This is a genomic window from Sphingomonas paucimobilis NBRC 13935, assembly GCF_000739895.2.
Lineage (GTDB): Bacteria > Pseudomonadota > Alphaproteobacteria > Sphingomonadales > Sphingomonadaceae > Sphingomonas > Sphingomonas paucimobilis.
Genome location: NZ_BBJS01000017.1, coordinates 106,861 through 133,484 on the forward strand (window position 1 = coordinate 106,861; position 26,624 = coordinate 133,484).

Sequence of the window (26,624 nt, forward strand, 5' to 3'; positions counted from 1 at the left end):
GAAGGGCGAGGATGTTTCGCTATAGGTGGCTCAGCCCACCGCCGCCGGCAGCCTGAGCCGCACGAGCAGCCCGCCCAGATCCTCGCTCTCCTCGAGCGAAACGGTACCGCCATAAATCTCCGCCACGTCGCGGACGATGGCGAGGCCCAGGCCCGTGCCCGGCTTCCCCGTATCCAGCCGCACGCCGCGATCGAAGATGCGCACACGTTCGTTCTCGGGAATACCGGTGCCGTCATCCTCGACTAGGATTTCGACGAAGCCGGCCTGCGCCGCCACTGTCACGAAGACGCTGCCGCCGCCATATTTGGCCGCGTTCTCGACCAGATTGCCGAGCATTTCGTCCAGGTCCTGGCGCTCGACATGGACGACGAGATCCTTCGGTCCGTCCACATCGATACGGACATGGCGATAGAGCCGCCCCACCGCGCGCTCGACCGATTCCAGGCTGGGCCAGACTTCGGCGCGGCTGTGAGCCGATCCCCGCCGGCCGACCGCACGCGCGCGCGCCAGATGGTGATCGACCTGCCGCCGCATCGTCCGCGCCTCGCGAATGACGGTATCGGCCAGATCGTCGGCGCGTGCGGTCGCGGCGTTCATGATGACGGTCAGCGGGGTCTTGAGCGCATGCGCCAGATTGCCCGCATGACGCCGCGCCTCCTCGGCCTGGCGCTCATTATGTTCGATCAGCGCGTTCAGTTCCTCGACCATCGGCGCGACCTCGTTGGGCATGGCATCCGACACCCGATTGGCCTTGCCCGCGCGCATCGCCGCGATTTCCTCGCGCACGCGGCGCAAGGGACGTAGCCCATAAAAGGTCTGGAACGCCGCCATCAACAACAGGCCGATGCCGAGCAGTGCGAAACTGCGCACCAGCGTCCGCCTTAACGCAGCAATCTGAGCATCCAGCCCTTGCCGGCTTTGCGCGACCTGGAAACGCCAGCGCACATCCGAACCGGGCAGCTTCACATCGCGTTCGACGATGCGCAGCTTTTCATCCGGGAACTGGCTGCTGTTATAGGTGTGGATGGCATCGTCATTGTGACGCGTGCCATAGGCAAGCTGGCGATCCCATAACGAGCGCGAGGGAAAGGCTTCGCGCCCCGGAGCAGAGACCTGCCAATAGACGCCCGACCCAGGTTCAAGAAACGCTTGATCGGCCGGCTCGCGGCTGAACCATACTTCGCCCTGCTGGATCTCCGCCGAGACGAGCAGCGAACGCAGGACATAGGCCAAACGATCGTCGAAATTCTGCGTGATCGCGGACACCAGCACCCGGTCGAGGGCGAAACCGCCGCCGGCCAGCAGGACCATGATCCACCCCGCGGCGATCAGGATCATGCGGCGCGACAGCGATCCCGTACGCCGCGTCAGGCGCGAGGTGTGATCGTCCTTCACGCAAATGCCCGGATCAGGCCGCCGCGCCGCCCGCCGACGGATCGTCCAGGCTGTAGCCCAGACCCCGGATGGTGGTGATCACATCCTGGCCCAGCTTCTTGCGGATGCGCGTCACGAACACTTCGATAGTGTTGGAATCGCGGTCGAAATCCTGGTCGTAGATATGCTCGATCAGCTCGGTGCGGCTGACCACCTTGCCCTTGTGATGGAGCAGATAGCTAAGCAGCTTATATTCCTGCGCAGTCAGCTTCACCGGCTCGCCGGCACGCGTGACCTTGCCCGAGCGGGTGTCGAGGCGAACATCGCCTGCCGTCAGTTCGGACGAGGCATTGCCGCTGGCACGCCGGATCAGCGCGCGGAGGCGGGCGATCAGTTCCTCGGTCTGGAACGGCTTGGCGACATAATCATCGGCGCCCGCGTCCAGTCCGGCGACCTTGTCCGACCAGCTATCGCGCGCGGTCAGGACGAGGACCGGCGTGGTCTTGCCCTCCTTGCGCCAGCGGTCGAGCACGGTGAGCCCGTCAATCTCGGGCAGGCCCAGGTCGAGGACGATCGCGTCATAGCTTTCGGTGGAGCCCAGAAAATGCCCCTCCTCGCCATCGGTGGCGAGGTCGATGGCATAGCCCGCGCCTTCCAATGTGGCCTTCAACTGCTGGCCGAGATTGGGCTCGTCCTCGACGATCAGAACGCGCATCGCAAAACTCCCTGTGATTCCATGAGGCTGCCGGACAGGCCGGGCATCACCCGTCGGTCCGGCCGATGACCTTGCCGGTGCGGCCGTCCACCTCCACCCAGATGACCGTGCCATTGCGCAGGAACTTCAGCGTGTAAATGGCCTCGGCCGCATCATAGTCGAAGCCGATATATTGCGAATCGCGCATGGTCGGCACCACCCGCGCCTCGATCTCGCGCAGCGACAGATTGCCTTCCTTGCGTGCCTGGAACGCGCGCATCTGGTCGCCACGGCGTTGATCGAGCGGCGCTTCGATCATCGGCGGCGAGCCCATCGGTGCGGCGAGCAGAGCCAAAAGGACGGTCATCGACATGAGGGTGACATAGGGGACAACCGTTGAACAGCCTCTGAATGGATCATGCAGCCGCGCGACAGCGCGCGAGGCGCTTGCCGGGTTCCCCGCGCGCCCCTAACTGCAATGCCATCATGGCAGCACCCGTTCTTTCCTATGAAGACCTGGGCCTTGTGCAAGGCTCGGGCTGGCTCTTCCGGCATCTCGACATCCATATCGGTCCGCGCGACCGGCTGGCGCTGATCGGGCGTAATGGGGCGGGCAAATCGACGCTCCTGAAGCTGATCGCGGGGATCATCGATTCGGACGAAGGGCGGCGTATGATCGTGCCCGGCACCCATGTCGTTTATCTCGAGCAAGACCCTGACCTGAGCGGCTGCGCCACGCTGATGGACTATGTCCTGTCAGGAGGAGGCGCGCCGGAAAGCTACGAGGCCGAGGCGATCGCCGGGCAACTCGGCATCGACCTGACCCGCGAGGCATCGACCGCGAGCGGCGGCGAGAAGCGCCGGGCCGCGATCGTCCGCGCGCTGGCGATGAACCCCGACGTGCTGCTGCTCGACGAGCCGACCAACCATCTCGACCTCGCCGCGATCGAATGGCTGGAGGACTGGCTGAAGCGCTTCACCGGCGCCTTCGTGGTGATCAGCCATGACCGGACCTTCCTGACCCGCCTCACCAAGTCGACGCTGTGGCTCGATCGCGGGCAGATGCGGCGCAACGAGGTGGGTTTCGGCGGCTTCGACGCCTGGACCGAACAAGTCTATGCCGAGGAACAGCGCGCCGCCGAGAAGCTCGACGCCAAGCTCAAGATCGAGGAGCATTGGCTCCACCGCGGCGTCACCGCGCGGCGCAAGCGCAACCAGGGGCGGCTGGAAAAGCTGCACCAGATGCGCGCCACCCGCGCCGCGATGATCGGGCCACAGGGTGCCGCCAAGCTCGGCATCGCCTCGGACGATGTGAAGACCAAGGAGGTCATCAAGGCCGAGCATGTCACCAAGCGCTATGGCGACCGCACGATCATCAAGGATCTGAGCCTAAAGGTCACGCGCGGCGACCGTATCGGCCTGGTCGGGGCCAATGGCGCTGGCAAGACAACCCTGCTCAAGCTGCTCACCGGCGAGATCGAGCCCGACGAAGGCACGGTCTTCCTCGCCAAGACGCTGGACGGCGTCATCATCGACCAGCAGCGGAAATTGATGGCACCCGAAAAGCGGGTACGCGAGGTGCTGGCCGATGGCGGCGACTGGATCGACGTGCGGGGTACGCGCAAGCATATCCATGGCTATCTCAAGGAGTTCCTGTTCGACCCGTCGCTGGCCGAGGCGAAGATCGGCACGCTATCGGGCGGCGAGCGTTCGCGTCTGCTGCTCGCGCGTGAGTTCGCGCGCGAGTCCAACCTGCTGGTCCTCGACGAGCCGACCAATGATCTCGACCTGGAGACGCTCGACCTGTTGCAGGAGGTGATCGGCGATTATGACGGTACCGTCCTGATCGTCAGCCACGACCGCGACTTTCTCGACCGCACCGTCACGGTGACGCTGGGCCTCGACGGGTCGGGCACAGTGGATGTGGTGGCGGGCGGCTATGCCGACTGGGTCGCCAAGCGCAAGGCACCGGCGGAGGCGAAAAAGGCACCGACCAAGAGCGCGGCGGCGACGCCCCCTCCCCCGGCGCAGGCTAGGACCAAGCTCAGCTACAAGGACCAGCGCGATTACGAACTGCTGCCCAAGCGGATCGAGGAGCTGGAAGCCGCCATTGCGCGCGACGAGGCGAAGCTGGCCGACCCCGACCTCTATGCCAAGGACCCGGCCCAGTTCGACCGGCTGATGAAGGCGATCGAAAAGGCCCGCGAGGAGAAGGACGAGGCCGAGATGCGCTGGCTGGAACTGGCCGAGCAGGTCGAGGCGCTGGCGGGCTGAGCCCCCCGGCGCGCCAGCGCCTTATTTGGTAATGCGGGTGGTTGCCACGGCGTTCTGAAACAGGGTGTTCAGAGCGGCAGAAATATCGCCATCGGTCGTCACCTTGGTATATAGCCCTGGCGAAGCGCAACTTTGCAGCGCGGGCTCAACTTGATAAAGATAAGGCTCCACGGATCTTTCGAGATTGGTTGTTCCTTTCACGGCGTCACGCAAATATTCCGTATAAAGAACAGCAATACGAATTCCGCGATGCTTAATCATATCGCATTTGGCGGTATCAAAAGCGACTTCGGGGCGGGCGCCTTTGGGACTTTTTTCGTTACGCATCCCGTCGGTGACCATGAACACCACAGCTTGCGGATCCTGACCGTTTACCCCTGAGCCTGGTTGGGGGATCATCGCGTTGATTTGATCCATGGCGTCACTGGATCCAGTGTCCCTGTCATTCCAGCCGACTTCGCTCGATTTGCAGGCCGAAGTAGGGCAGCCAATGCTGGCATAATATGGCGGCTTCAGATTGGCGGCCTTATGACCGGCGGCGGTCAGGTCATTGGTCAGGGGTTGGCGCACGGAAAACCCCCTCGCGCCCCGAAAGGTTGTGATCGCGATACGATAGTCCGATCCATTTTTGCTCGCCATGCTGCGGGCGGTTGCCGTCAACTGATTAACGGCATCTCCCTCCGCATCGATGCGCAGCGGCAGACCATAGGACAAGGCGACGCCGTAGAGATCGGTCTGCTTCCCGTGAGCATCATAGCCTCTGAATCTCTTCTCGCCGGTATGACAGGCGAATACACATCGTGAAGTATTGCTTTGCGCGACCTTGTTGAGCCCGCTCGACGTCGTTGGCAGTGCCATTGAAGCCGAGACATCGAGCAGCATGTAAAAATCAATATCGGGTGCGATCGCGTTGGCCGTTTCCGATTTTCCAGAAATCGTCAGCGTCGACATGCCCAGAATGCGGGCAAAAACATTTTCTGAGGTCGCGCGATAATTGACTACTGCGGTACGACGGCCGTTGCCGTCTGTCGGAGCCTGTACCGTAACATTCGACAGCGTTATGCCGTCCGATTTTACCAAAGCCGCCGATTGCAAGGAGAAGAACGACCGGGCGAAATACGCGGCCGTGGCATCGTCCGCCCTCATTGCGTTCTTGCTGACGGCCAGAAGGGCGGCGGCATCGGCGATGGCATTCAGCTTGCTCTGCGCCTTCGCCGCTCGGGCGTAGTCGACGCCCATGCCGATCGAACATGTCAAGACCGGCAGGGCCAAAGCGAACATCATCATGACGTTCCCACGACGCTGGCGCAGCACGTTCGACCACGAATGGATAAGGGCTGGCGTCATCGTCACAGACAGTCCGGGCAGTCGATTTGATCGGTGTTGCGCGGAATCATGTAGAGTGAGTCCTTCAGGTTCAGTGGCCCGATCGCGCCGAAAGAAATCGGCGGGGTGTAGGAATAGGTGACCTCGGCGAACAGGAAATAGATGCCGTCCATCCGCATCTCGGGCGGAATCACGATCGCGGTGCCGCGCTTATACGCCGCGACATTCAAGCCCCGGCTCCACACCACGCTTGTCCGGCCGTTGGAGGTTGCGACCTCCGTAACGCGGACCGTTGCCTCGCTCGCGGCATAAGGTAACAACACCTGCGTGGCGACCTTGAGGCTATCATCGACCTCTTTTGCGGAGATTTTGCCACTCGTGTTCTGTGTGATCAGATCCCCCGCCGCGCGCGTAGCGATGGTCACCTTGCGGTTGCAGGCGATACCGTCCTGAAGCTGAGCCCCGCCTAAATACAGGACCAGCATCACCGGCAGGATCAGCGCAAATTCGACCATCGCGACCCCGCGCCTGTCACGCAGAGCCGCAACGAAGCGCGGCACGGAAGGAATCACGTATAGACCTCCGATTTGGCGACCGACGTCGCCATCAGGACGGTCTGTCCGGTGCTTCCCGCCTTCGTGCCGGCGGTCGGCGCGACCCGCATCGGCCACAAATAGATGAAGCGGATCATCACCATTGAGCCTTGCGTGCCGAGGTCATAGGAAAAGGCGTTGCTCGGCTTCCCATTGCCGTCAAACGTCAATGGCATCGCATTGCTGCCCAGCCCGGCACCGGTTGCGGCGCTCTTTACGTCGACATAAAGCCGCGAGCACGACATGAACGAAGGCAGCGCAGCACATCCGTTTATGCGAAACCGCTCGGCCAGTTGCGCCGAGGTCATGCCGGTGCTGCTACCCTTAACATCGCTGGCCTGAGCCTGTCCGGTGACGACGCCACGCGCCGCAACCTGCACCGCACTTTCCAGCGCTTCCTGCGCAAGATAGGCCAGGCTCGTCTGGATAATCGCGATGAGCAATAAGAGAAAAGGCGTCGCGACCAAGGCGAACTCGACGATCGTCGCGCCGCGCCGATCGCTCAGGATCGGTCGCCGGCCGCAGGCGCGGCGAATCGGGATGGAAAAGAGAACCATGGACGGGAGCGATCCTTATTCCTGTCCATATTGGTCAGAATCCGTTAAACTTCTGCAAACACGCCTGCCGAACCGACACAGACAGCATGCCCAGCGACCGCCCCGATCACCGCAGCGCGTGCCGGTAGAGCGCCAGCGTCCAGTCCATGGCCTGCAGAAACAACGCGGGGTCATAGCGCGGCCCCTCGTCGCGCAGAAAGGCGTGCTGGCCGTTCACCTCATGCCATTCATAACGGGCCTCTACCGCTTCCAGCCTGGCGCGGATCGCCTCGCGCCCCGCATAGGGCACATGCGGGTCCTGCCGCCCCCAGACGAACAGCGTTTCCGCCTTAAGCTCGTCCATACGCGCCAGGCTGTCGTCGCTGCGCCCCTCGCCCAGCGTGCCCGAATGGATATCGGTGGCGTAGAAGCATGCCGCCGCCGACACGCGCGGGTCGAGCGCGGCGCGATAGGCCAGATGCCCGCCCAGGCACACGCCGAACGTACCCAGCCGCCCGTTGCACGCCGGATGCGCAGCCAAGGCCGTCAGCCCCGCCCCGGCATCGGCGTCATAGGCCGCCACGGACTTGGTGAATTTCAGGTCGTTGCCGCGATCGGTGCCGGGCTTGTCATAGGCGAGCACCGTGCCGGCGGGTTCATATTCGTGATAGACCTCGGGCACCGCGACGACATACCCCTGCCCCGCCAGCATCGCCGCCAATCGGCGGATGGGCGCGGTCACCTGATAGATTTCCGAGAACAGCATCACGCCGGGAAAGCGCCCCTCGATGGCGGGGCGGAACAGATGCATCCGCATCGCGCCGCTGCCCGGCACCTCGACATCCTGATATTCGTCGCTGCGTAGGATCATGACCATGGCTTTCTGTTCGGTATCCCAAAGCCCCTGACATCCCCGGCCCGCGCGCACAACGGATTGCCGGCGCGGGGTGAGCGGTTATCCTGCCGGCATCATGACGGACGCAATAGGCGCGAACCGGCGGCTCTGGCTGCTGACGCTGATCTGGGGAGCGGCGCTGGTCGCCTCGGGCTGGCAGCCCTTCGACCGGGTGACCTGGTGGATGGAGGTGGCGCCGGTGCTGATCGCACTGCCCATCCTGTGGAGTCTACGGCGGCGCTTCGTCCTCACCGATCTGGCGCTGGGGCTGATCGGTCTGCACGGCCTGATCCTGATGCTCGGCGGTGCCTATAGCTATGCGCGCGTGCCGGTCGGTTTCCAGGTACAGGACTGGCTGCATCTGGCGCGCAATCCCTATGATCGGCTGGGCCATTTCGCGCAGGGTTTCGTGCCCGCCATCGTCCTTCGCGAATGGCTGATCCGACAGGTCGGATTACATCGCGGCGTGCTGGTCACCCTGGTGCTCGCCTGCTGTCTGGCGATCAGCGCCGCCTATGAACCGATCGAGTTCGTCGCCGCCATGGCGCTCGGCCAAGGCGCGGACGAGTTTCTGGGGACGCAGGGCGATCCGTGGGACACGCAATGGGGCATGCTGACCTGCCTGATCGGTGCCGTTGTTGCCGTCGCGACCTTGTCGCGGCTCCATGACCGGCAGATCGCACGCATCGGCGGCCCGCTTGAGGGAACGGGATAAAATGCCGTGCCGCCGCAAGGCTATGGCGCCGCGCCATGGCCGCCGATAGGCTGGCCGCATGAACCGCAATCTCATCGAAGACCGCCCGACCTTCGTCACCCATCTCGAATGCTCGCTGACCGGCGAACGCTATGAAGCGGATCAGCTCCACGGCCTGTCGCGCGCCGGCCGGCCGCTGCTGGTCCGCTATGATCTGGAAGCGCTGGGCCAGGCGGTGTCGCGCGGGGACATCGCGGCGCGCGAGACGGACCTGTGGCGCTGGCGCGAACTGCTGCCCGTGCGGCATACGACAAGCATTGTGTCGCTGGGCGAGATCGAGACGCCGCTGATCCCGATTCCCCGGTCCGGCGGGGCGTCGGTGCTGGTCAAGGATGAGGGTCGGCTGCCCACGGGTTCGTTCAAGGCGCGCGGGCTGGTCATGGCGGTCACCATGGCGCGCGAACTGGGGGTGACGCGGATCGCCATGCCGACCAACGGCAATGCCGGTGCCGCGCTCGCCGCCTATGCCGCGCGCTGCGGGATCGAGACGGTGGTGCTGTGCCCCGAGGAGACGCCCGAGATCAACGTACGCGAGATCGCCCAGCAGGGCGCACGCGTCTGGCGGGTCAACGGCCAGATCGACGAGTGCGGCGCGATCGTCGGACGCGGCGCGGCGGAGGGACGCTGGTTCGACTTCTCGACGCTGAAGGAGCCGTACCGGATCGAGGGCAAGAAGACGATGGGGCTAGAATTGGCCGCCCAGTTCGACTGGGAATTGCCCGATGCGATCTTCTACCCGACCGGCGGTGGCACCGGCCTGATCGGCATGTGGAAGGCGTTCGACGAGATGGAGCGGCTGGGCTGGATCGGCTCGAAACGCCCGCGCATGTATGCGGTGCAGGCGAGTGGCTGCGCGCCGATCGTCCGCGCGTTCGAGGCAGGCGAGGAGCATGCCGAGCGCTGGGAGGACGCCGCGACGGTGGCGGCGGGCATTCGCGTGCCCAAGGCGGTGGGCGACTTCCTGATTCTGCGCGCGGTGCGGGAATCCGGCGGGGCTGCGCTGGCGGTGGGGGATCCCGCGATCCTGAAGGCGGTGGAGGAGTGCGCCAAGCGCGACGGCTTGCTGCTCTGCCCGGAGGGCGGCGCGACCCTGGCGGCGTACAAACAGGCGGTGCGCGACAATCTGGTCGACCAGGATGAGCGGGTGGTGCTGTTCAACTGCGCGACCGGGTTGAAATACCCGATGCCGGCGGCGGATCAGTGGCTCGACAAGGATGGGCCGATCGATCTGGGGGCCTTATAGTCCCTTGGCCTTCGACTTCGCTCAGGCTGAACGGAGATTGGGATCCATTCCCCCGCTCCGTTCACGCTGAGCGAAGTCAAAGCGCACGTTCCGCCCTCACCCGATCAACAACCGCATCCCCAACGCCGCCACCAGCGCCAAGGGCATCGCCACCGCGCCGACCTTCAGAAAGGCGAGGAAACTGACATCCTCGCCCTCGCGCCGGATGGCCTGAAGCCACAATATCGTCGCCAGCGATCCCGTCACCGACAGGTTGGGCCCCAGATCGACGCCGATGAGCAGCGCGTCGGTGACGATCTGCGGCGGCTGCGCCTGCGCGATCGCGCTGCTGGCGATCAGCCCGGCGGGCAGGTTGTTCATGAGGTTGCTGACAAAGGCGAGCGTCGTGCCCGACACCGCCGCCGCCCGCGTCGGATCGACGAGCATGTCGCGAAGCCCGCCCGCTATCCAGGCGATCACGCCGGTCCGGTCCAGCGCCTCGACCAGCACGAACAACCCGGCGACCAGCGGCAGCACGCCCCAGGAGACATGCCGGGCCAGCGTCCATGGCGACCGTCCGGCGAGCAGCGACACGATGACCGCCGTGGCGATCCCCGCCAGCGCGGTCGGCAGGCCCAGCTCCACGTCCAGGGCCGACACGATCAGCAGCAGGACCGCGGTCAGCACGATACCGGCGATGGCCAGCCTGCCACCGTTCGACAGCGGCGCACGCTCGACATCGCATTCGCAACTCCCCGCGATCCGCGCTCGCTGGGTAAAGCGCAGCACCGCGAAGGTCACCAGGATCGACGCCAGCGATGGGAGCGCGAACGCCGCCATCCACGCCCCCAGCGGCGGCATATGCCCGCCATAAAGGACCAGATTGGCGGGGTTGGAGATGGGCAGCACGAAGCTGGCCGCATTGGCGATCAACGCGCAGGCGAACAGCAAGGGCAGCGGATCAGCCTTGGCCTTCTTGGCCGCGACGAACACCGCCGGGGTCAGCACGACGGCGGTCGCGTCGTTGGACATGAAGGTCGTGACGACCACCCCCGTCGCATAGACCAGCGCGAACAGTTTCGCCCGCGAGCGACCGGCCATGTTGACGGCGGTCGCCGCGATCCAGTCGAACGCGCCGTGCTCGCGCGCCGTTTCGCTCAGCAACATCATGCCGATCAGGAAGAGATAGACGTCCAGCCCCTTGGCAACCGCCTGCCCCGCCTCGGCCATCGGCATCAGGCCGAGCAGGATCAGCAGCACTGCGCCCGTCACCGCCCAGATCCACTCGGGCCAGCGCATCGGCCGCGCGATCACGCCGGCGGTGGACAATCCCGCAATCGCCCAAGTGGCTCCATAGGCCAGCGTCACCATCCGCACCCATTCTTGTTGGGCCCGAGCTGGGCACCGTCGATCCCGGCGATAGGCCAGGCGCCGATCGCGTGGCAATCCTCGCCCGGCGCGACGGGCAGGCGACGCTTGGGGATCGGGTCGGTATCGCGTACCAGACAGTCGATTCGGTCCCGCCCCTCGCCGCAACGCACCTCGATCACATGCAGGCCGGCATCGAGCGCGATCGCTGCCTGCCACGATCCATCGCCCAGGCGCGTCATCATCACGGGCGCGCCGTCATCGGCCTGAGCGGTCGGGACCGCGTCCTCGGCCGCACCGAACAGCCGCGCAGTGACCTTCACCTCGCCCGGCCGGGGCACCTGATGCGGGTCCGTGGGCCGGGTGACAAGTCGCCGGTCGCAGGGACCAACGATCTGGACATGCGGCCAGGCTGCGTCCAGCCGGCGGAAGCGCCAGCTCGGCACACGGTCCTGCATGCACACAATCGCAAAGCCGGGCGCGCCGCCATCCTCCTCGATCTGCCCGGTCGAGCGGGTCGCGCCGTAAATGACCCGGCCATCGTTGAGCAGTTCGTTATAATGGGTGTGGCCGGTGTCGACGAAGGCGACCTCGCCCTCGATGAACTGGCGCGCGATCCGATCGCCATCGGCCGCCAAGTCGCTGGGATAGGCGTGCATGAAGACCAGGGGCACCTCGCCCTCCGCCCTGGCGCGCGCCAATTCCTCCGCCAGCCAATTGCGGTGATGCATGGTCAGCCGGAAATCCGGCCCGCCCGCCCCCGCCGACACGATGTCGAAGAACAGACAGCGATGGCCGGCAATGACCTCGCTTTCGGGCCGATGCGCCTCTGGAATCGCAGCCTCATAAGCGCTCAGATCGCCGGGCTCGAAATCATGGTCGCCCGGAATGATCCGCCAAGGGCGGCTCAGCGGCGCCAGTGCATCCAACATCCGCGCATATTGGTCGGGGGTGCCGTGATTGGCGTTGTCGCCGGGGAAGAAGACGAAGTCCGCCGCCGCGCCGATCCTGGCATTCACCTGCGCGACGATCTCACATAGCCGGTCGAGGCTCTGCCAGCCGTCATCCTCGTCCAGATGCAGGTCGCCGATATGGACCCAGCAAAGGCCGCTCATGCCTGGGCCTCCTTGGGCTCGGTCCCGCCGGCACAGGCAGGGCGCAGCGTGCCCGCAAAGCCGATCCACAGCGCCAGGCTTGCCACCGCAAAGCCGCCCAGCGTATAGAAGGCGACCTGGTAGCCCAGTTCCTGCGCCAGCCATCCGCCGATCGCGGGCGACAGCGAAGCGCCGACGCCCTGGATCGTCATCACCGCGCCCTGCCCGACATTCACCCGGCCGGTGCCGTTCAACAGACAGGCGACCAGCCCCGGCACCGCGACGCTCTGCAAACCCGCACCGATGCCGTCGAGTGCCTGGACCGGCCACACGCCCCAATGTTCGATGAAAGTACCCGCCAGGAACCCGCGCAGGGGCAGCGCCGCGAAGGAGATCAGCAGGACCAGCCAGTAACCGCGCCCGGCGGCGACCTTCATCGCGACCAGGCTGGCGATGATCATCACCGCCTGCGCGACGACGACGGTGGTGGCGGTGAACATCGCCGCATCGCCCTTGCCCGCGCCGACCACCGCCAGACCGTAAAGCGGCAGCATCGCGCCATTGCCCAGATGGAAACAGGCCAGCGCCGCCGCCAGGATCAGCATCGGCTTGTTGGACAGGAGTGCGCGGAAGCCCTCCGCCTGACCGCCGCCTTGATCCTCGGCACCGTCCTTGTCCTCCAGCCCGCGCGCGGCCTGGTGATCGATGGCGCGTTCCGGGATCGACAGGACCGAGATGATCGCCAGCACGCCGAACGCCGCCGCCAGAAAGAAGATCGCCGGCATGCCGAACTTCCAGCCGAGATAGCCCGACAGGCCGGCGCCCACCATGTTGCCGGCATGGTTCCACGCCTGGTTGCGCCCGTTCTGCGCGTTGAACCCCTTTTGCCGGACGACGCCCAGCGTCATGCCGGTCACCGCCGGTCCGATCGCCGCGCCCGCAATGGCGGTCGCCACCTGGCTGATGCCGACGACGATCCCGGCCTGCGACCAGAGGATCAGGAAGGAAGCGAGCACCGTACAGATGCCGGTGATGACCACCACCCAGCGCTTCTTGTCGGTATGGTCGATGAACGCGCCGGCAGGCACCGTCATCACCATTCCCGCCACACCGCCCAGCGTCATGACCGAGCCGATCGGCCCGGTCTGCCACCCGCGCTGTTGCAGGAAGACGCCCAGGAACGGCCCGATCCCCGCCTGCATATCGGCCATGCAGAAATTAAGGGCCTGAAGCCACCGTGTCGCCCGACGGCGATCAGCGTCCTGCCCCTTTCCCGGGGCTGTCGAAACTGCTGTGGTCGCCATGCACCGTCTCCAGATGATGCGCGGCCCAACCCAGCAACAGTTTGAAATATCCCAGGTTAAACGGGCGCCGACCCGGTTTTCGCGCGCCCTTCTACCGCAAGCGCTGCATTCGATTGAAAAGACAGGGTTTTTACGAAGGTGAAATCGCCGTCATCTTGGTGGCGACATACGGGCGGCGGTGTGAAGACCTCCGCCCAGCAACCATCAGAATGACTTGGACACACCCAGGAAGAAGCCGCGACGCGGCCCGAATTGCGGTGCGCCGACGCCGACGCCGGTTCCATCGCGGATTTCATATTTGTGGTCGAGCGCATTGATCACGTCGAAGCGGATATCGACGTTCGGCCCCGCCAGATGCTGGCTCGCGGTCAGATTGAACTGCGCATAGGGCGCGATCTTGGCCCCGTTGGGGATGTCGTTGACGTCATCGTCACGGCGCAGCCCCGAACCATAAATCATGCTGCCGCCCAGCTTTGTGCCCCCGTTGAAGGCATAGGAAACGCCGGCCGATCCGGTAAACGTCTGGTCGTGATCCAGATAGATGTAATGCCGCGCGATATAGTCGAGATCGTCCTGGCCGAAGCTGAACTGGCTGGAGACGATGCCCCGCCCCTTGGCCTTGGCGGCGGCGAAATTGGCATAAGCGAGCCATGGTCCCCGCGCATAACTCATATTGGCCTCGATCCCGCCGATGCGCCCTTGAGCATAGTTGAACGGGGTCAGGATGATCGGCGCGCCGAATTGCCCCTCGTCGATCAGATTCTTCGAGATGCGATAATAGGCGTCGATGCCATAGGTGAAGTAGCGGCTGAGCTTGGCCTGGAACCCGGCATCGAAATAATCCTGCCGCTCGGCATAGGGGACGGTGTTGGTGGTGACAGCCGGATAGGCACTGGTACCGACGAACTTGGCGATGCTGGTATTGCCGACCAGTTCGAAGGGCGGCGGCACGAAATAGCGCGAATAGCCGGCGTGCAGCGTGTAGACGTCATCCGGCTGCCACACCAGATTGACGCGCGGCGACAACTGCCCCTCGCGACGATAGCCGTTATACAGGTCGTAGCGCGCGCCGTAATTGAGCGTCAGCTTGGGCGCCAGCTTCCACTCGTCCTGAAGATAGGCGCTGAAGCTGGTTGCGGTCTTGCCGCTATTGTCGACGATCGCGATCGGCTCACCCGCCTGATTGCCATTGCCGTCGACCGGAAAGACCTGGGTCGTCGTATCGCTGGTCGAGCGGTCGCGCGTGACCAGCAACCCGCCACGCAAGGTATGCGCATCGCCCAGATGATAGACCGCATCGATCTGCCCGCCGATCGCGAAGTCCTGCTTATAGGCCTGCTGCGCTTGGCCGTTGTAGAGCAGCTCACCCAGCACATCCGGGCGGTAGCGTAGCGAGGAATAGCGCGCGAAGAGCGACGCCTGCACGGTGAAAGGCTCCGCATCGTGCAGGAAGGCGAGCTGGCCGAAGCCAGTCTTCTCCAACTGCGTCTCGTTCAGTTTCTCACTGGGGAAGGCGCTCTGCCCACCCACGGTCCAGCTACCGCTCGGCTGCTGCCCGACGGGATTGGGGATCTGGAACCACTGGTTGGAATAGCCGCCGACGAAGGACACGCGGTTCTGGTCGTCCAGGATATGGTCGACATAGGCAAAGCCCTGATACTGATCGGTATCGTCATGGACCGGGTTGGAGCGGCCATCGACGCTCTCGATGCCCAGGCCGCTGTGCCGGTAATCGCCCGAGACGAAGTAATTGGTGCTGCCGGTCGAGCCGCCATAGGTCAGGCTCGGCTGGATGGTATCATGGCTGCCGCCATAGATCGACGCGGTACCGCCATTCTGGAACAGCCCGCTCTTGGTGGTGATGTCGATCACGCCCGCCGTGCGCAGGCCATATTGCGCGGGCAGCGCGCCGGTCAGGATGTTGACCTTGTCGACCAGGCGTGGCGACAGGGTCTGGCCGAACACCGCCAGCCCTTCGGGCAGGATGGTGCCGTTGATGCGATATTGCAGGCCGTTATGGTCGTCGCGGACATGGAACTGGCCGAAACCGTCCTGCACAATGCCGGGGGCCTGGAGCAGGATCTGGTTGAACTGCTGGTTCTCTCCGCCGGGCAGTGCCTTGATGGTATCGCTGGTGATCTCGTAATTCGACGCGCCCAGGCTCGGCTGGATATGCTCGCGCGCGCTGTCGAGCCGTTTGGCGGTCACGACGATGTCGCTGACATTGCCGCTGGCCTGCGTCTGGTCCGTGTCGGGCGTGGGCACGCCCCGCGTCTGCGCCAGAGCCGGATAGGCTATTGCGGACGAAGCGACACAGCACAGAAGGGCGTATAAGCGCATAATGACACTCGCATGATATAAAGTCTCCCGGAAGCACCTGCTTCGCTGCACCGCGATGGGAAGGCAAGCGTTGCTGCCCTAGATGACGCATTTGTAAGCCAGCCATCATGCGGGCCGCGCGCATGGTCAGGGGGACGGAATCACGCTATCATGCGGATATGGCCGAACGTTTTGAGAGACACCGCCAGCCCTGGCGGCCCGACGAGATTCAGAAACTCCACACGCTTGCCAAGAAGGGCATGGCGCTCAAGGCGATCGCCAAGGCGCTGACCCGCAGCGAGGAGTCGGTGAAGGCGCGTGCCAAGGAAGACGGGCTGTCGATCGCCAAGCTGCACTGAGTGGAAACAACACCTTCCCCACCCAAAGGGGGAGAAAGATCAGCGGATGATCCGCCCGATCCGCACCAGCACCCCGGTGGGATCGCTGACCGCGAATTCATAAGTACCCCAAGGCTTGGCATGCGGCGTGCCGGGCTCGATGATCCGGTCGCGCACCCGATCGGCGACCGCATCGACATCCTCAACATAGAGGTACAGGCCGAAGGGATTGTCCTCGACCCGTGCGGGCCAGCCCGGCATGTGGTTGAGATGCAGGTGCCAACCACGTCCGTCCTCCAGGATGCGATACGGCCCGAAGTCCGCCGCCACCGAAAAGCCGAGCAACTGATAAAAGGCCGTGCTCGCCTCCATGTCGCTGGCCGGCACGATTGCGACGACATGATGCTCCATCGGCTGCTTCCTCTTCCCGTCGATCCACCCAGTCTGACGACAGGAGGCGTCCGGGTCGAGCCTTAACCTCAGAGCGGATCGCCGGCGCGGCAGCGTTCCCATTCCAACGGATCATGCGCGCAGGTCAGCGTCACCGCGTCCCGGCGATCGATCGACAGCGCACGCAGCCGCGCCTGGTTGGCGATGCGGCTGGCGGCGTCGACCTCCATCAGTCGCTGATAGGCGCGCAGGCCCGGGGTGCAGCGCCGCCGCGCCTCTCGCATCTCGCCGCGATAGAAATAAGCGTCGCCGGCATGGAGCAGCCAGCGGCCGCCATCCTGCCGGACGGCGACCCCGGCATGCCCCCATGTATGACCCGGCAAGGGCACCAGCAGGATTTCGGGCGGCAGGCCGGGCAGATCTCGCACCGCATCGAAACCGAACCATGGCTCGCCGGATGCGCTATGGCGTTGCCAACGGGTGACGCCGTCCCATTGCCGCGAGCGCCAGCGATGCCGCGCGATGATGCCGGCATGCGGGGCGGCCGCGTCGTCATATTCGCGCTGCATCACATGCACCGTCGCGTTGGGGAAATCCTCCAGCCCGCCGGCATGATCGAAGTCGAGATGGGTCAAAACGATATGCCGTACGTCGCGGGGGTCATGGCCCAGCGCCTCGATCTGGCGGATCGCGGTCTCCTGCTCACGCAAACGGATGTTCAGCATCGCGCGCCACGCCAGGGTGATGCGGGGATCGGGACGTCGATGCGGGTGCGCGACGTCCTTCAGGCCATAACCGGTGTCGACCAGCACCAGCCCGTGGTCATCGGTTTCGATCAACAGGCAATGGCACACCAGATGCCCCAACAACCCATGGCTGCATCCGTCGAACAGCGCGCCGCCCAGGGGGCAGTCGGTCCCGCAATTGAGATGATGGATACGCATGCTACCCCAACCGGTCGCAAGCGGCCCAGTTCCTGATTTTATCCTTGTTTAACAAATAGATATCGCAGATCCGGATGTACACTTATCTGTATCAGTCCAGACATGCTAACTCTGGCGTTCCGCTAATCGACCGTGGCGGCGTCCAGACCCGCGGACAAGGACAACAGGCTTTTCGCCAGTTCGTCCTTGCGGAACGGCTTGGTCAGCCGGGTCAGGTCGGAGGCGACGCCCTCGGTCTCGGCATAGCCCGAGACCAGCAGGATCGCCATGCCCGGCCGCCGCGCCGCGACGAGCGCGGCCAGTTCGGTGCCGGTCATGCGGGGCATCAGATGGTCGGTGACCAGCAGGTCAAATGTCGCGCCATCGTTGAGGATCCGCATCGCCTCTTCCGCCGAGGACGCCTCGATGACGTCATAGCCCAGATCGACCAGCATGTCGGCGGTGCTGTGCCGAACCAGATCCTCGTCATCGACCAGCAGCGCACGGCCGCTGCGTATCCCATCCGCCTGACGCACCTCACCCGGGGTCGCGGCTTCGACCGCCGTGGTGCCGCATGGCAATAACAGATCGACCTGGGTGCCCACACCGGGCTCGCTGCTGATTGTCAGCGCACCACCCATTTGCGATGCCAGGCCATGGACCATCGACAGGCCCAGCCCGGTGCCCTTGCCGATTCCCTTGGTCGAGAAGAAGGGCTCGACCGCACGGGCCAGCGTCTCCGCATGCATGCCGCTGCCCGTATCGGCGACCGACAGGCGCACATAGCGACCGGCCGGCAACAGCGCGCCATGGCTGCCGATCAGCCGCCCCTCGGCCAGATGCTCGGCCGCCAGCGTGATGCGCAGCGTACCGCCGCCGGGCATCGCATCGCGCGCATTCACCGCCAGGTTGAGCAGCGCCATCTCGACCTGATTGGGATCGGCATCGGCGGGGGGCAGATCGGGCGCGACATTGATCTCGACCAGGATTTGCGGACCGGTCGTGCTGGCCACCAGATCCTGCATCCCCGCGACCAGCGCCGCCATGTCGACCGAGATGAGTTGCAGAGGCTGACGCCGTGCAAAGGCCAGCAAGCGCTGCACCAGCGTCCGTGCCCGCTCGGCCGACTGGGCGGCGCCGGCGACCAACCGCTGCTCGCGCGCACCGCCCAGCCCCTTTTGCTGCAACAGGTCGAGCGTGCCGACGATCGGGGTGAGCAGATTGTTGAAGTCATGCGCCACGCCCCCGGTCAACTGGCCCATCGCCTCCATCTTCTGCGCTTGGCGGAGCGCGTCCATCGTCTCGACGAGTTGCGCGTCACGACGCAGCCGCTCGGTGACGTCGGTGACGAACTGGAACACACCGTCCTGGCGGCCCTGTTCGTCGAACAGCGGATGAAAGCTGATCTCGTAACTGGGGCGGTCGCGGTCGGGATCGCCGAACTGCTCGACAAAGGTCACCCGCTGTCCCTGCATGCCGCGCAACCAGCCGCGACGCACCTCCTCGCGGCGCTCGGGGTCGTCGGCCAGCAGATCGAGCATTTTGTCGCCCGCGCGGGGCCTGACGCCGAAGACCCGTTCGAATTCATCAGCATTGGCGGCGTTCAGCGCCAGGATGGTGAAATCCATATCGATCGCCATCACCATGATGTCGGTCGATTCGATCAGGGTCGCCAGGATATTGCGCTCGGCGGTGCGTTCAGCGACCCGCTGCTCCAGCGTGGCGTTCAACTCGCGCAGCCGGTCCTCGGCGATCTTGCGATCGTGAATGTCGACCGACACGCCGAACCAGCGTTCTATCTCGCCCGTATCGGGATGACGGTAGGGATTGGCCCGGTCGAGGAACCAGCGATATTCGCCCGAGGCCGCGCGGATGCGATGTTCGAACAGGTGCGGCCCCGCCGCGTCGCGCGCCGCCTGGAACGCCCTCACCACCTGCGGCCCGTCATCGGGATGGATGAAGGCCCCGGCCATCTCCCTGGGTGTCCGCGCCGCAAAGCCCTCGCCCGTATAATCGGAGAATTGCCGGTTGAGGAACTCCATCCGCCCCTCGGCATCGGCGATCCAGACGATCTGCGGCACGGTGTCGATCATCAGGCGGAACCGCGCCTCGCTCTCGACCAATGCCGCCTCAGCGGTCCTCTGCCGCCGCTCGGCCGCGATCCGCTCGGTCGTCTCGGCCAGCACGCACAGCACACCCGCCGGCCGGCCGCTCTCATCGATGACCGGCGAATAATCCAGGTTCATCCACACCTGTTCCGGCGCGCCGTGGCGATAGAGGGTGAGTTCCTGATCCTGATAGCGCAACGTGCCGCCTGCCAAGCCGACGCGCATGACGTTATCGTTGAAGTCGGCGACCTCGGGCCATCCCTCGCGCACCCGGGCCCCCAGTAGCTCGGGGTGGCGCCCGCCGGCAAAGAGCGAATAGGCATCATTGTAGAGCATGATGCCGTCCTCGCCCCACAGCATCACCATCGGCACCGGCGAATGGAGCAGCATCAGCGTCGCGGTGCGCAGGCTGGCGGACCAGCTCTCGATCGGCCCCAGCCCCCTGCTCGTCCAGTCGCGCGCGGCGATCAGGAGGCCGCAGCCGCCGCCATCGCGCAACAGGTCTGCAAAGGGCGGGGTATCGCGATCGGACATGAATATTCCCTCACACCGCCCAACCGGACATGGATGCGTTCATCATAACCCATTTTAGGTGACACGCCATAGCCGGCGACCGAGGCCGCCATGCGTCTTCTTTCCTCGCCTATCGTCGCAACTCACGGTAGCGATGGGAGAAAGAGAAGAAGGAGAGCCCATGCCCGATATGGAACAGGCGACCGTCCGCCGGATTAGCTGGCGGCTGATGCCGCTGCTCGGCCTGCTTTATCTGGTCGCCTATATCGACCGGCAGAATATCTCCTATGCCAAGCTGCAGATGGTCGATGCGCTGGGGCTCAGCGAAGCCGCGTTCGGGCTGGGCGCCTCGCTGTTCTTCATCGGCTATTTCCTGTTCGAGGTGCCGAGCAACATCCTGCTCCACCGGATGGGCGCGCATATCTGGTTCACCCGGATCATCGCCAGTTGGGGGGTGGTGACCATATTGCTCGCCTTCACGCCCAGTGCGCCGATCTTCTATCTGCTGCGCTTCCTGCTGGGCGTGGCGGAGGCGGGATTCTTCCCCGGCGTGCTCTATGTCCTGACCCTGTGGTTCCCGGCCCGCTATCGCGCCCGTGCGGTCGGACTGTTCATGCTGGCGAGCGCGGTCGCCAATGCGGTCGGCGGAGCGATCGGCGGCTGGCTGCTCGATCAGGACGGCGCGCTGGGGCTGGCGGGATGGCAATGGGTGTTCCTGGCGACCGGCCTCCCCGCGGTCCTGTTGGCGCCGGTCGTCTTCTTCCTGCTGCCGCGGGCCCCCGGAACCGCGCGCTGGCTGAGCCCGGACCAGAAGAGCTGGCTGGCCGCCGAGCTGGCCGTTCCGGCGGAGACGCCCCCGACCGGGCATGGCGACATCTGGACGACGCTGCGCGACGGGCGCGTCCTGCTGCTCTGCCTGGTATATATCGGCTTTCCGCTGGGGGCCTATGGGCTCAGCTATTGGTTACCGACGATCGTGCGCGGGTTCGGCGTGTCGAACACCGCCAATGGGCTGCTCAATATCATCCCCTGGACGCTGGTCGCGATCGCGCTGTGGGGCGTGCCGCGTCATGCCGCGCGCTATCGCAACCCGATCGGCCATGCCGCCGGACCGGCGCTGCTCGGCGCTTTACTGCTGGTGCTGAGCGTGGTCGTCGATCACGTCGCCTTGCGCTTCGCCTGTCTCAGCCTGGCGGCGGCCGCGATCTTCTCGGGTCAGCCCGTCTTCTGGACGCTGCCGCCACGTTTCCTCTCGGGCGCCCGCGCGGCGGCGGGGTTCGCGGCGATCAATTCGGTCGGCAATCTGGGCGGCTTCATCGCCCAGGCGATCGTCCCCACGCTGCGCGACTGGGCGGGCAGCGATACCGCGCCGATGCTGTTCCTGGCCGCCTGCCTCACCGCCGCCGGGCTGGGCGTGATCCTGGTCGAGCGGCGATTGCCACGTCCCGGCTGACCGGCCTCAGGTCAGTGCGAGCGCAGCCGACCCATTCTCGTCCGCCCCGCTCGCCGACACCGGAATGGCGATGGTGCAGTGGACCCCGTCCGCCTCCAGCCGATAGGTCGTGCGCGCGCTCAACTGATAGGGAAGCGCGCGCTCGATCAGTTCGCGCCCCTGCCCCGTCCCTTGCGGCGCCGAGCCCTGTGGCGGCATCGCCACCCCGCTTTCGCGCCAGTCGATGTGCAGCCAGGGCTGCTCGCCCGGTCCGGCGGGATCGAGCGACCAGCGCACCGTCAACCGGCCCGTCTGATGCGCCAGCGCACCATATTTGGCGGCGTTGGTGCCCAGCTCGTGCAACGCCATCGCCAGTGTCTGGACGGTCGAGGATCGCAGCCGCACGCCAGGCGGCCCGTCCAGCGTCACCCGGTCCGGTCCGCCACCCAGCGCCGACAATTCGGTGCGGATCAGGTCGCCAAAAGTCACCCGGTCATGATCGTTCAGCCGCGACAGCAACCCCTGGACCCGGGACAGCGCGTCCAGCCGATCCTCGAACTTCTCCTGAAATTCGCTGAGATCGGCGCTCGACCGGGCAGTCTTTTCGGCGGTGGAGCGAACCACCCCGATCAGGTTGCGCGTCCGGTGCTGCAACTCGGCGATCAGCACCTGCTGGCGTTCCGCCCACATCCGGCGGTCGGTCGTCTCGACGACCGCGCCGACCATGCGGATCGGCTGCCCCTGACAATAGAAGAACCGTCCGCGCCCATGCAGCCAGTGGATCGAGCCATCGGGATGGACGACCCGGAATTCATGGTCGAATTCGCGGCGCTCGGTCATGGCGACATTCAACAACGCCTCCGCCGCCAGGCGGTCATCGGGGTGCACGCGCGCCAGCCAGCTTTCATAGCTGGGCTTCACCTCGCCAACCGCATAGCCCTCCATGCGGAAATGCTCGTCCGACCAGTGCACTTCATGGGAAATGACGTCCCAGTCCCATAGGCCCAGCCGACCGACCTCGACGGCACTGCGCAGCCGCTCCTCGCTCTGCTCGATCCGTTCCTGCGCCAGCTTGGCGTCGGTGATGTCCTCGCCGATACCGCCGATCAGCCGGACCCGGCCCCCTTCATCGGCGATCGGGAAATCGGTATCGCGCAGCCAGCGGATCGCGCCGTCGCCCGGCCGCCGGATGCGATATTCGAACACCGCATGCTCGCCCGCTCGCACGCGGCTGATATGGGTTTCGGCCAGCGGGCGATCCTCGGGCACGATCATGTCGAGCCAGCCGCGATAATGGTCGCCCACCATGACCTCGTCGCGACGGAGGCCGTAAATCGCCTCGAATGCGGGGGTCAGATATTGCCATTGCAACGTCTCGGCATCGCGCAGCCACAATATGTCCTGCGATGCCTCGCCGAACTGCCGCAGCCGCTCTTCGCTGACGCGCAGGGTCGCCTGGATGAGAACCTGTTCCATCGCGGTCCAGATTCGCTCCGCCACATCTTCGATCAGGGCGACCTCACCGCGCGACCAAGGACGCGGTGCTGCCGTGATCGCGCCCAGCGACCAGCCCGGCTCCTCCGTTCCCTTGTTCAGCACCACCGTCGCCAGCGCGCCGATACCCAGGTCCGTCAAACGCCGCCGGTCCATCTCGGGCAGCGAGGATGCGGGGATGTCGTCGATGACCCATGTCTGCTGGAACGCCGCCTGCGCCGTCGGCGGAAAATCGGACAGGCGGATGGCGGCGGGCAGCGGCGACGTACGCGCATTGCCGATCTGTTCGACGAAAGCGACGCGGTCGTCGTCCCGCGCGAAATTGGCGATATAGCATCGGTCGAGCGCCAGTCGATCGGCCAGCATCCCCAGCCCGCATTGCGCCACCCCCGCCACGCTCGTCTCGGCGCGCAGCGCATCGGACAGACGCAGCAGGAACACCTGCCGCTCCTCACTTTCGCGCAAGGCGCGCGACCGTTCCTCGACCCTCACCTCCAATTCGCTCTGGCTGAGCCGTGCGGCCTGCAAGGCACGGGTCATCTGATAGCCCGCCGCGGCGAACCGGCTCAGCCGTTCGAGCAGCCGACCATCCTCCCGGTCGAACTTGCGATCCGGATCATGCGCGATGATCCACAAGGTGCCGATCGGCTCGCCTTGGTGGAAGAAGGGCACCAGCAGCAGTTCGTGAATCGGCGGCTCGATATCACCGTGCCCGAAGAACCGTGTCGGATGCTCGAACAACTGCATCGCCCGCCGCGCGACCACGATGCCGCAGGGGCTGGCGTCGATCGGCATGACCCCACCGCGAAGCCGTGCCCATGCCCCGGCCAGCGCGACCCATTGGAACTGGTCGCCGCCATTTTCGGGGTTCAGCAGGCTGATCCCGGCGGACCCGGCAATCCCCTGCGCGACGATATGGTCGCACAGCGTCTGCAATAACCTTTCCGGATGGGTGGCGAGCTCCTCCGCCAGAGACGCCATGGCATCGGCCTCGAGCTGGTGATCGGCGGGACGAACGGGGCGATGCGCCAAAGCCCCGGTGATGAGCACATCGTCGAGGCGACAGGTCGGAAGTCCGTCAGCCATGCTGCGCACCGACAGGCTTGGAGCCCGTACAAGGCGGGGTGGCGCCTGATGCAAGGCCAACTGTGGCCGTCACGCCAATGCCCGACATTGTGATGGAGGCGTTCCCATTCGCCGCGATCATGCCCCGCCCCCCCTGGTTCGCTGTGCGCCGAGGGCGCGACTTGGCTCCCACCCTTTAGCTCATGCGCGGCAGCGCTTACACAATCTTTTGATCGGCTTACCGGCGCATCAGGACCGTCTTAGAGATTGGCCTGTTCCTCGGGCGGCAGATCTTCGTCCGGGCCATAATAAAGGGTGGCGCATTCCTCGGCCAGGCAACCGCCCTCGATCACGATATCGTCGCGATAGGCTTTGGCGATGAAAGACAGCGTGTCGACATGCCGTGCCTCGAAATACATGGGATGCACATCCTCCCGGCCGGCGCCATAGACGACGCGCCCGACCTTGGACCAGATCGAGGCCATGGTGCACATGCCGCAGGGTTGCAGCGTCGAATAAAGCGTCGCGTCGCGCAGCTCCAAATCGCCTACGCTTTCGCACGCCCGGCGGATCGCCATCATCTCGGCATGGGCGGTGGCGTCGGGCAGTTCGTGCGTTTGATTGCGTTCGGCGGCCAGCACCTGCCCACCCCGCACGATCACGCATCCCAAAGGCGAGGTCGACGGATCGCTCCCCTTGGAGCGCGCGACCTGCAGCGCCAACCGCATCCATCGTTCGTCCGTCGCCTTGTCCATGCCTGTCCACTCCTGTCGCGTCGAGCGTGAACGCATGGGCGCCGTTCCAAGCGCTATCGAATCCGGAAAATCGGCGTGAAGCCCATCGCGTGACCGGCCGTGCCTGCGCATTCAAAGGGGCGGACCCGGCGACCGCTTGCCGAGTTATCCTTCCGCAATGAAGGAGCGGATGATGAAGACCGGCAAAGCGGTGGTGATCGGCGGGCTACTGGCCGGCCTCGTGACGACGGCGGCGATGGTGGCCGGGCGAAAGTCAGGCGTGCTCGGCAAGACGCTCGATCGGGACTCGGTCGACTGGATCGATCGGAATACCGGCTCGCGCGCCGTCATCGGTGATGCCGGCACCAGCGCGGTGGAACTGGCGAACCATCTGGGCGCCTCGGTCGGCTTCGCGGCCTTGTACCCGCCGCTGCGCCGGGCCTTGCCCGACCTGCCTCCCGCGATTCTGGGTGTGCTGTACGGCACGGCCCTCTATGCCGTGAATATCGCCGGCATCGCTCCGATCCTCGGCATTACCGAGGGTGAGGTGGAAGCCGGCCGGCGAAAGGCCGCCGAGCGCTGGGCCATCCATGCCTTGCAAAGCGTGGTGACCGCTTGGGCCATCGAGCGGCTGGCGCAGGACGACCTCGCTGCGCCGAGCGGCGCGGCGCCGGCATGACCAAGGCTCGACACAGGCTTTACCGCCCCGGATGAGCGATCGCGCGCCCTATGGCAAAATGCGAAGAGGGTATGGAAACCCTCTTCGCTCGCGAGGTTGCGCGCACCACCGGAGAGGGGCCCCGGCGGTGCGCGACCGGAGGGATCAGACGATGTTGTTCCCACTGGTCTTGATCAGCCCGTTCAGGCCGCTGGGGAAAAATCCGCCCGAGGATGCCGACGTGCCGGATGCGTAAAGGATGCCCAAGGCTTCCTCTGGCGTGCGACGCAGGGCGATCCAGTTGCCATCGTCCCGCAACTGAATGCGCGAACCGAAATCGGTGGCGCCGCCGAACCAGCCGATGCCGGCGTCGAGGTCCCGCGGACCGTCGAGCCGGTTGCGGGCTTCCGCCATGCGCCATGAACGCTCGAACAGCACCTGCGCGGCGGGCAACGATCGATCCTGAAGAATAGCCCATTGATACAGGGCATTGCGGATCACGCCGTCGCTGGCGGCGGTACCGGCGGCAAAGGCCCCCACGCCGCCGCTCATCCCGGCACTGACCTGATAGCTTTGATCCACGGACGCCGTCATGATCACCGCCGACAGCGCGACCGCACCCAACAGGAAATCCTCCTGCGAGCTATAGGGATCGAAGAAGCTGGCCGGCGGCGTGTCCGAGGGCACGCGGGCGATCATGTCGAACGGGCCATTCTGCCCGCCCGCGATGTTGAGCGCAGGCTGCGCCGTCGTCGCCCCGGCCAACGTCCGCCGCAAAAAGCCGATCCGGCCCAGCACGGCACTGGCGACTTCGCCGACCATCGCCTGGGTCCCGCCATCGGTGAAGGTCACGGCCCGGCCGCCCGACACGCTGCCCGCCGTGCCCGTGCCGGTGGTGAGCGAGGCGGACAGGGTCCCGCCATTCAGGCCGCGCACCAGATAGCTGCCGTAAAGATAGTGAAGCTGAAGCAGGAAGTTCAGCCGGTCATTGTCGGTCGCGGTATAGCTGGGCACCGGTGCCGGCGTCGCGGTGGCAGACGCGGTCGGTGTCGGCGTCTTCACATTTTCCGAACCCACGACATCGTCGTTGCACCCTTCGAGCAGGGCCAGGCCGCCTGCCATTGCCGAAGCGGTGCCGAACCACCGGATCATCTGGCGACGCGTGGTGTCGGGCGCGCCCACTTCCTTGTCGGAAATCGTCATGTCATCCCCCTTT

The 26,624-nt window shown here is 65.3% G+C and carries 23 protein-coding genes; 6 read left to right on the forward strand and 17 right to left on the reverse strand.

The genetic code is table 11. The features are described from left to right. Positions 1–30: 30 nt before the first annotated feature. The 3 genes from SP6_RS07265 to SP6_RS07275 form a co-directional block, all read right to left on the reverse strand. Positions 31–1,338, reverse strand: a complete 1,308-nt coding sequence (locus tag SP6_RS07265; protein ID WP_007403883.1) for a sensor histidine kinase — start codon at positions 1,336–1,338, stop codon at positions 31–33. Between the two features lie 70 nt (positions 1,339–1,408). Further along, positions 1,409–2,089 (reverse strand): response regulator transcription factor, encoded by a 681-nt coding sequence (locus tag SP6_RS07270; protein WP_007403704.1) that lies wholly within the window; start codon positions 2,087–2,089, stop codon positions 1,409–1,411. Between the two features lie 46 nt (positions 2,090–2,135). Further along, a complete protein-coding gene (locus SP6_RS07275) occupies positions 2,136–2,435 on the reverse strand; it encodes a hypothetical protein (RefSeq protein ID WP_232252414.1) in 300 nt (99 codons plus the stop codon). Between the two features lie 119 nt (positions 2,436–2,554). Here SP6_RS07275 and SP6_RS07280 point away from each other — a divergent pair, with 119 nt between their 5' ends. Continuing rightward, positions 2,555–4,342, forward strand: a complete 1,788-nt coding sequence (locus SP6_RS07280) for an ABC-F family ATP-binding cassette domain-containing protein (protein WP_007403846.1) — start codon at positions 2,555–2,557, stop codon at positions 4,340–4,342. A 21-nt stretch (positions 4,343–4,363) separates the two neighbouring features. Here SP6_RS07280 and SP6_RS07285 read toward each other — a convergent pair whose 3' ends face one another. The 4 genes from SP6_RS07285 to SP6_RS07300 all read right to left on the reverse strand — a co-directional run bounded on the left by SP6_RS07285 (position 4,364) and on the right by SP6_RS07300 (position 7,668). Beyond that, positions 4,364–5,629, reverse strand: a complete 1,266-nt coding sequence (locus SP6_RS07285; protein WP_232093291.1) for a pilus assembly protein TadG-related protein — start codon at positions 5,627–5,629, stop codon at positions 4,364–4,366. A 62-nt stretch (positions 5,630–5,691) separates the two neighbouring features. Then, positions 5,692–6,183, reverse strand: a complete 492-nt coding sequence (locus tag SP6_RS07290) for a TadE/TadG family type IV pilus assembly protein (RefSeq protein WP_082052445.1) — start codon at positions 6,181–6,183, stop codon at positions 5,692–5,694. Between the two features lie 53 nt (positions 6,184–6,236). Continuing rightward, positions 6,237–6,818, reverse strand: coding sequence for a TadE/TadG family type IV pilus assembly protein (locus SP6_RS07295; RefSeq protein WP_007403722.1), 582 nt, complete (start codon positions 6,816–6,818; stop codon positions 6,237–6,239). Between the two features lie 106 nt (positions 6,819–6,924). After that, positions 6,925–7,668 carry a dienelactone hydrolase family protein gene (locus tag SP6_RS07300; protein ID WP_007403860.1) on the reverse strand — a complete coding sequence of 248 codons (744 nt, stop codon included), beginning with the start codon at positions 7,666–7,668 and terminating at the stop codon, positions 6,925–6,927. A gap of 100 nt (positions 7,669–7,768) precedes the next feature. Between SP6_RS07300 and SP6_RS07305 the strand changes: the two genes are divergently transcribed. Together SP6_RS07305 and SP6_RS07310 are read left to right on the forward strand one after the other, a co-directional pair. Beyond that, the gene (locus tag SP6_RS07305; protein WP_037567871.1) at positions 7,769–8,407 is read left to right on the forward strand and encodes a DUF2238 domain-containing protein; all 639 of its coding nucleotides are present in this window, start codon (positions 7,769–7,771) and stop codon (positions 8,405–8,407) included. A gap of 58 nt (positions 8,408–8,465) precedes the next feature. After that, positions 8,466–9,689 carry a threonine synthase gene (locus SP6_RS07310; RefSeq protein WP_007403886.1) on the forward strand — a complete coding sequence of 408 codons (1,224 nt, stop codon included), beginning with the start codon at positions 8,466–8,468 and terminating at the stop codon, positions 9,687–9,689. A 96-nt stretch (positions 9,690–9,785) separates the two neighbouring features. Here SP6_RS07310 and SP6_RS07315 read toward each other — a convergent pair whose 3' ends face one another. The 4 genes from SP6_RS07315 to SP6_RS07330 form a co-directional block, all read right to left on the reverse strand. Then, positions 9,786–11,036: an arsenic transporter gene (locus SP6_RS07315; protein ID WP_007403868.1), complete on the reverse strand. Its 1,251-nt coding sequence runs from the start codon at positions 11,034–11,036 to the stop codon at positions 9,786–9,788. Further along, positions 11,033–12,151, reverse strand: coding sequence for a metallophosphoesterase family protein (locus SP6_RS07320; protein ID WP_007403787.1), 1,119 nt, complete (start codon positions 12,149–12,151; stop codon positions 11,033–11,035). Before SP6_RS07320 ends, SP6_RS07315 begins: the two co-directional genes overlap by 4 nt. Then, on the reverse strand, positions 12,148–13,341 hold the full coding sequence (locus SP6_RS07325) for an MFS transporter (protein WP_007403760.1): 1,194 nt from the start codon (positions 13,339–13,341) through the stop codon (positions 12,148–12,150). Before SP6_RS07325 ends, SP6_RS07320 begins: the two co-directional genes overlap by 4 nt. A 297-nt stretch (positions 13,342–13,638) precedes the next feature. Further along, a complete protein-coding gene (locus tag SP6_RS07330; RefSeq protein ID WP_007403897.1) occupies positions 13,639–15,774 on the reverse strand; it encodes a TonB-dependent receptor in 2,136 nt (711 codons plus the stop codon). Positions 15,775–15,932: 158 nt separating this feature from the next. Between SP6_RS07330 and SP6_RS07335 the strand changes: the two genes are divergently transcribed. Further along, positions 15,933–16,112 (forward strand): hypothetical protein, encoded by a 180-nt coding sequence (locus SP6_RS07335; RefSeq protein WP_007403839.1) that lies wholly within the window; start codon positions 15,933–15,935, stop codon positions 16,110–16,112. A 39-nt stretch (positions 16,113–16,151) separates the two neighbouring features. Here SP6_RS07335 and SP6_RS07340 read toward each other — a convergent pair whose 3' ends face one another. The 3 genes from SP6_RS07340 to SP6_RS07350 all read right to left on the reverse strand — a co-directional run bounded on the left by SP6_RS07340 (position 16,152) and on the right by SP6_RS07350 (position 20,046). After that, positions 16,152–16,502, reverse strand: coding sequence for a VOC family protein (locus SP6_RS07340; protein WP_007403743.1), 351 nt, complete (start codon positions 16,500–16,502; stop codon positions 16,152–16,154). Between the two features lie 68 nt (positions 16,503–16,570). Then, a complete protein-coding gene (locus tag SP6_RS07345) occupies positions 16,571–17,425 on the reverse strand; it encodes an MBL fold metallo-hydrolase (RefSeq protein ID WP_007403681.1) in 855 nt (284 codons plus the stop codon). A gap of 122 nt (positions 17,426–17,547) precedes the next feature. After that, positions 17,548–20,046 carry a PAS domain-containing hybrid sensor histidine kinase/response regulator family protein gene (locus SP6_RS07350; RefSeq protein WP_007403666.1) on the reverse strand — a complete coding sequence of 833 codons (2,499 nt, stop codon included), beginning with the start codon at positions 20,044–20,046 and terminating at the stop codon, positions 17,548–17,550. Between the two features lie 160 nt (positions 20,047–20,206). Between SP6_RS07350 and SP6_RS07355 the strand changes: the two genes are divergently transcribed. Further along, positions 20,207–21,478, forward strand: coding sequence for an MFS transporter (locus SP6_RS07355; RefSeq protein WP_007403825.1), 1,272 nt, complete (start codon positions 20,207–20,209; stop codon positions 21,476–21,478). Between the two features lie 6 nt (positions 21,479–21,484). Here SP6_RS07355 and SP6_RS20035 read toward each other — a convergent pair whose 3' ends face one another. Beyond that, positions 21,485–24,037: a PAS domain-containing protein gene (locus SP6_RS20035; protein WP_050794124.1), complete on the reverse strand. Its 2,553-nt coding sequence runs from the start codon at positions 24,035–24,037 to the stop codon at positions 21,485–21,487. Positions 24,038–24,276: 239 nt separating this feature from the next. Beyond that, positions 24,277–24,771 (reverse strand): nucleoside deaminase, encoded by a 495-nt coding sequence (locus SP6_RS07365; protein WP_007403731.1) that lies wholly within the window; start codon positions 24,769–24,771, stop codon positions 24,277–24,279. A 172-nt stretch (positions 24,772–24,943) separates the two neighbouring features. Here SP6_RS07365 and SP6_RS07370 point away from each other — a divergent pair, with 172 nt between their 5' ends. After that, positions 24,944–25,429 carry a hypothetical protein gene (locus SP6_RS07370; protein ID WP_113667751.1) on the forward strand — a complete coding sequence of 162 codons (486 nt, stop codon included), beginning with the start codon at positions 24,944–24,946 and terminating at the stop codon, positions 25,427–25,429. A gap of 144 nt (positions 25,430–25,573) precedes the next feature. Here the strand turns inward: SP6_RS07370 and SP6_RS07375 are convergent, their stop codons facing one another. Beyond that, complete coding sequence (locus SP6_RS07375) at positions 25,574–26,611, reverse strand: ferritin-like domain-containing protein (protein ID WP_007403769.1); 1,038 nt, start codon at positions 26,609–26,611, stop codon at positions 25,574–25,576. Positions 26,612–26,624 lie beyond the last annotated feature (13 nt).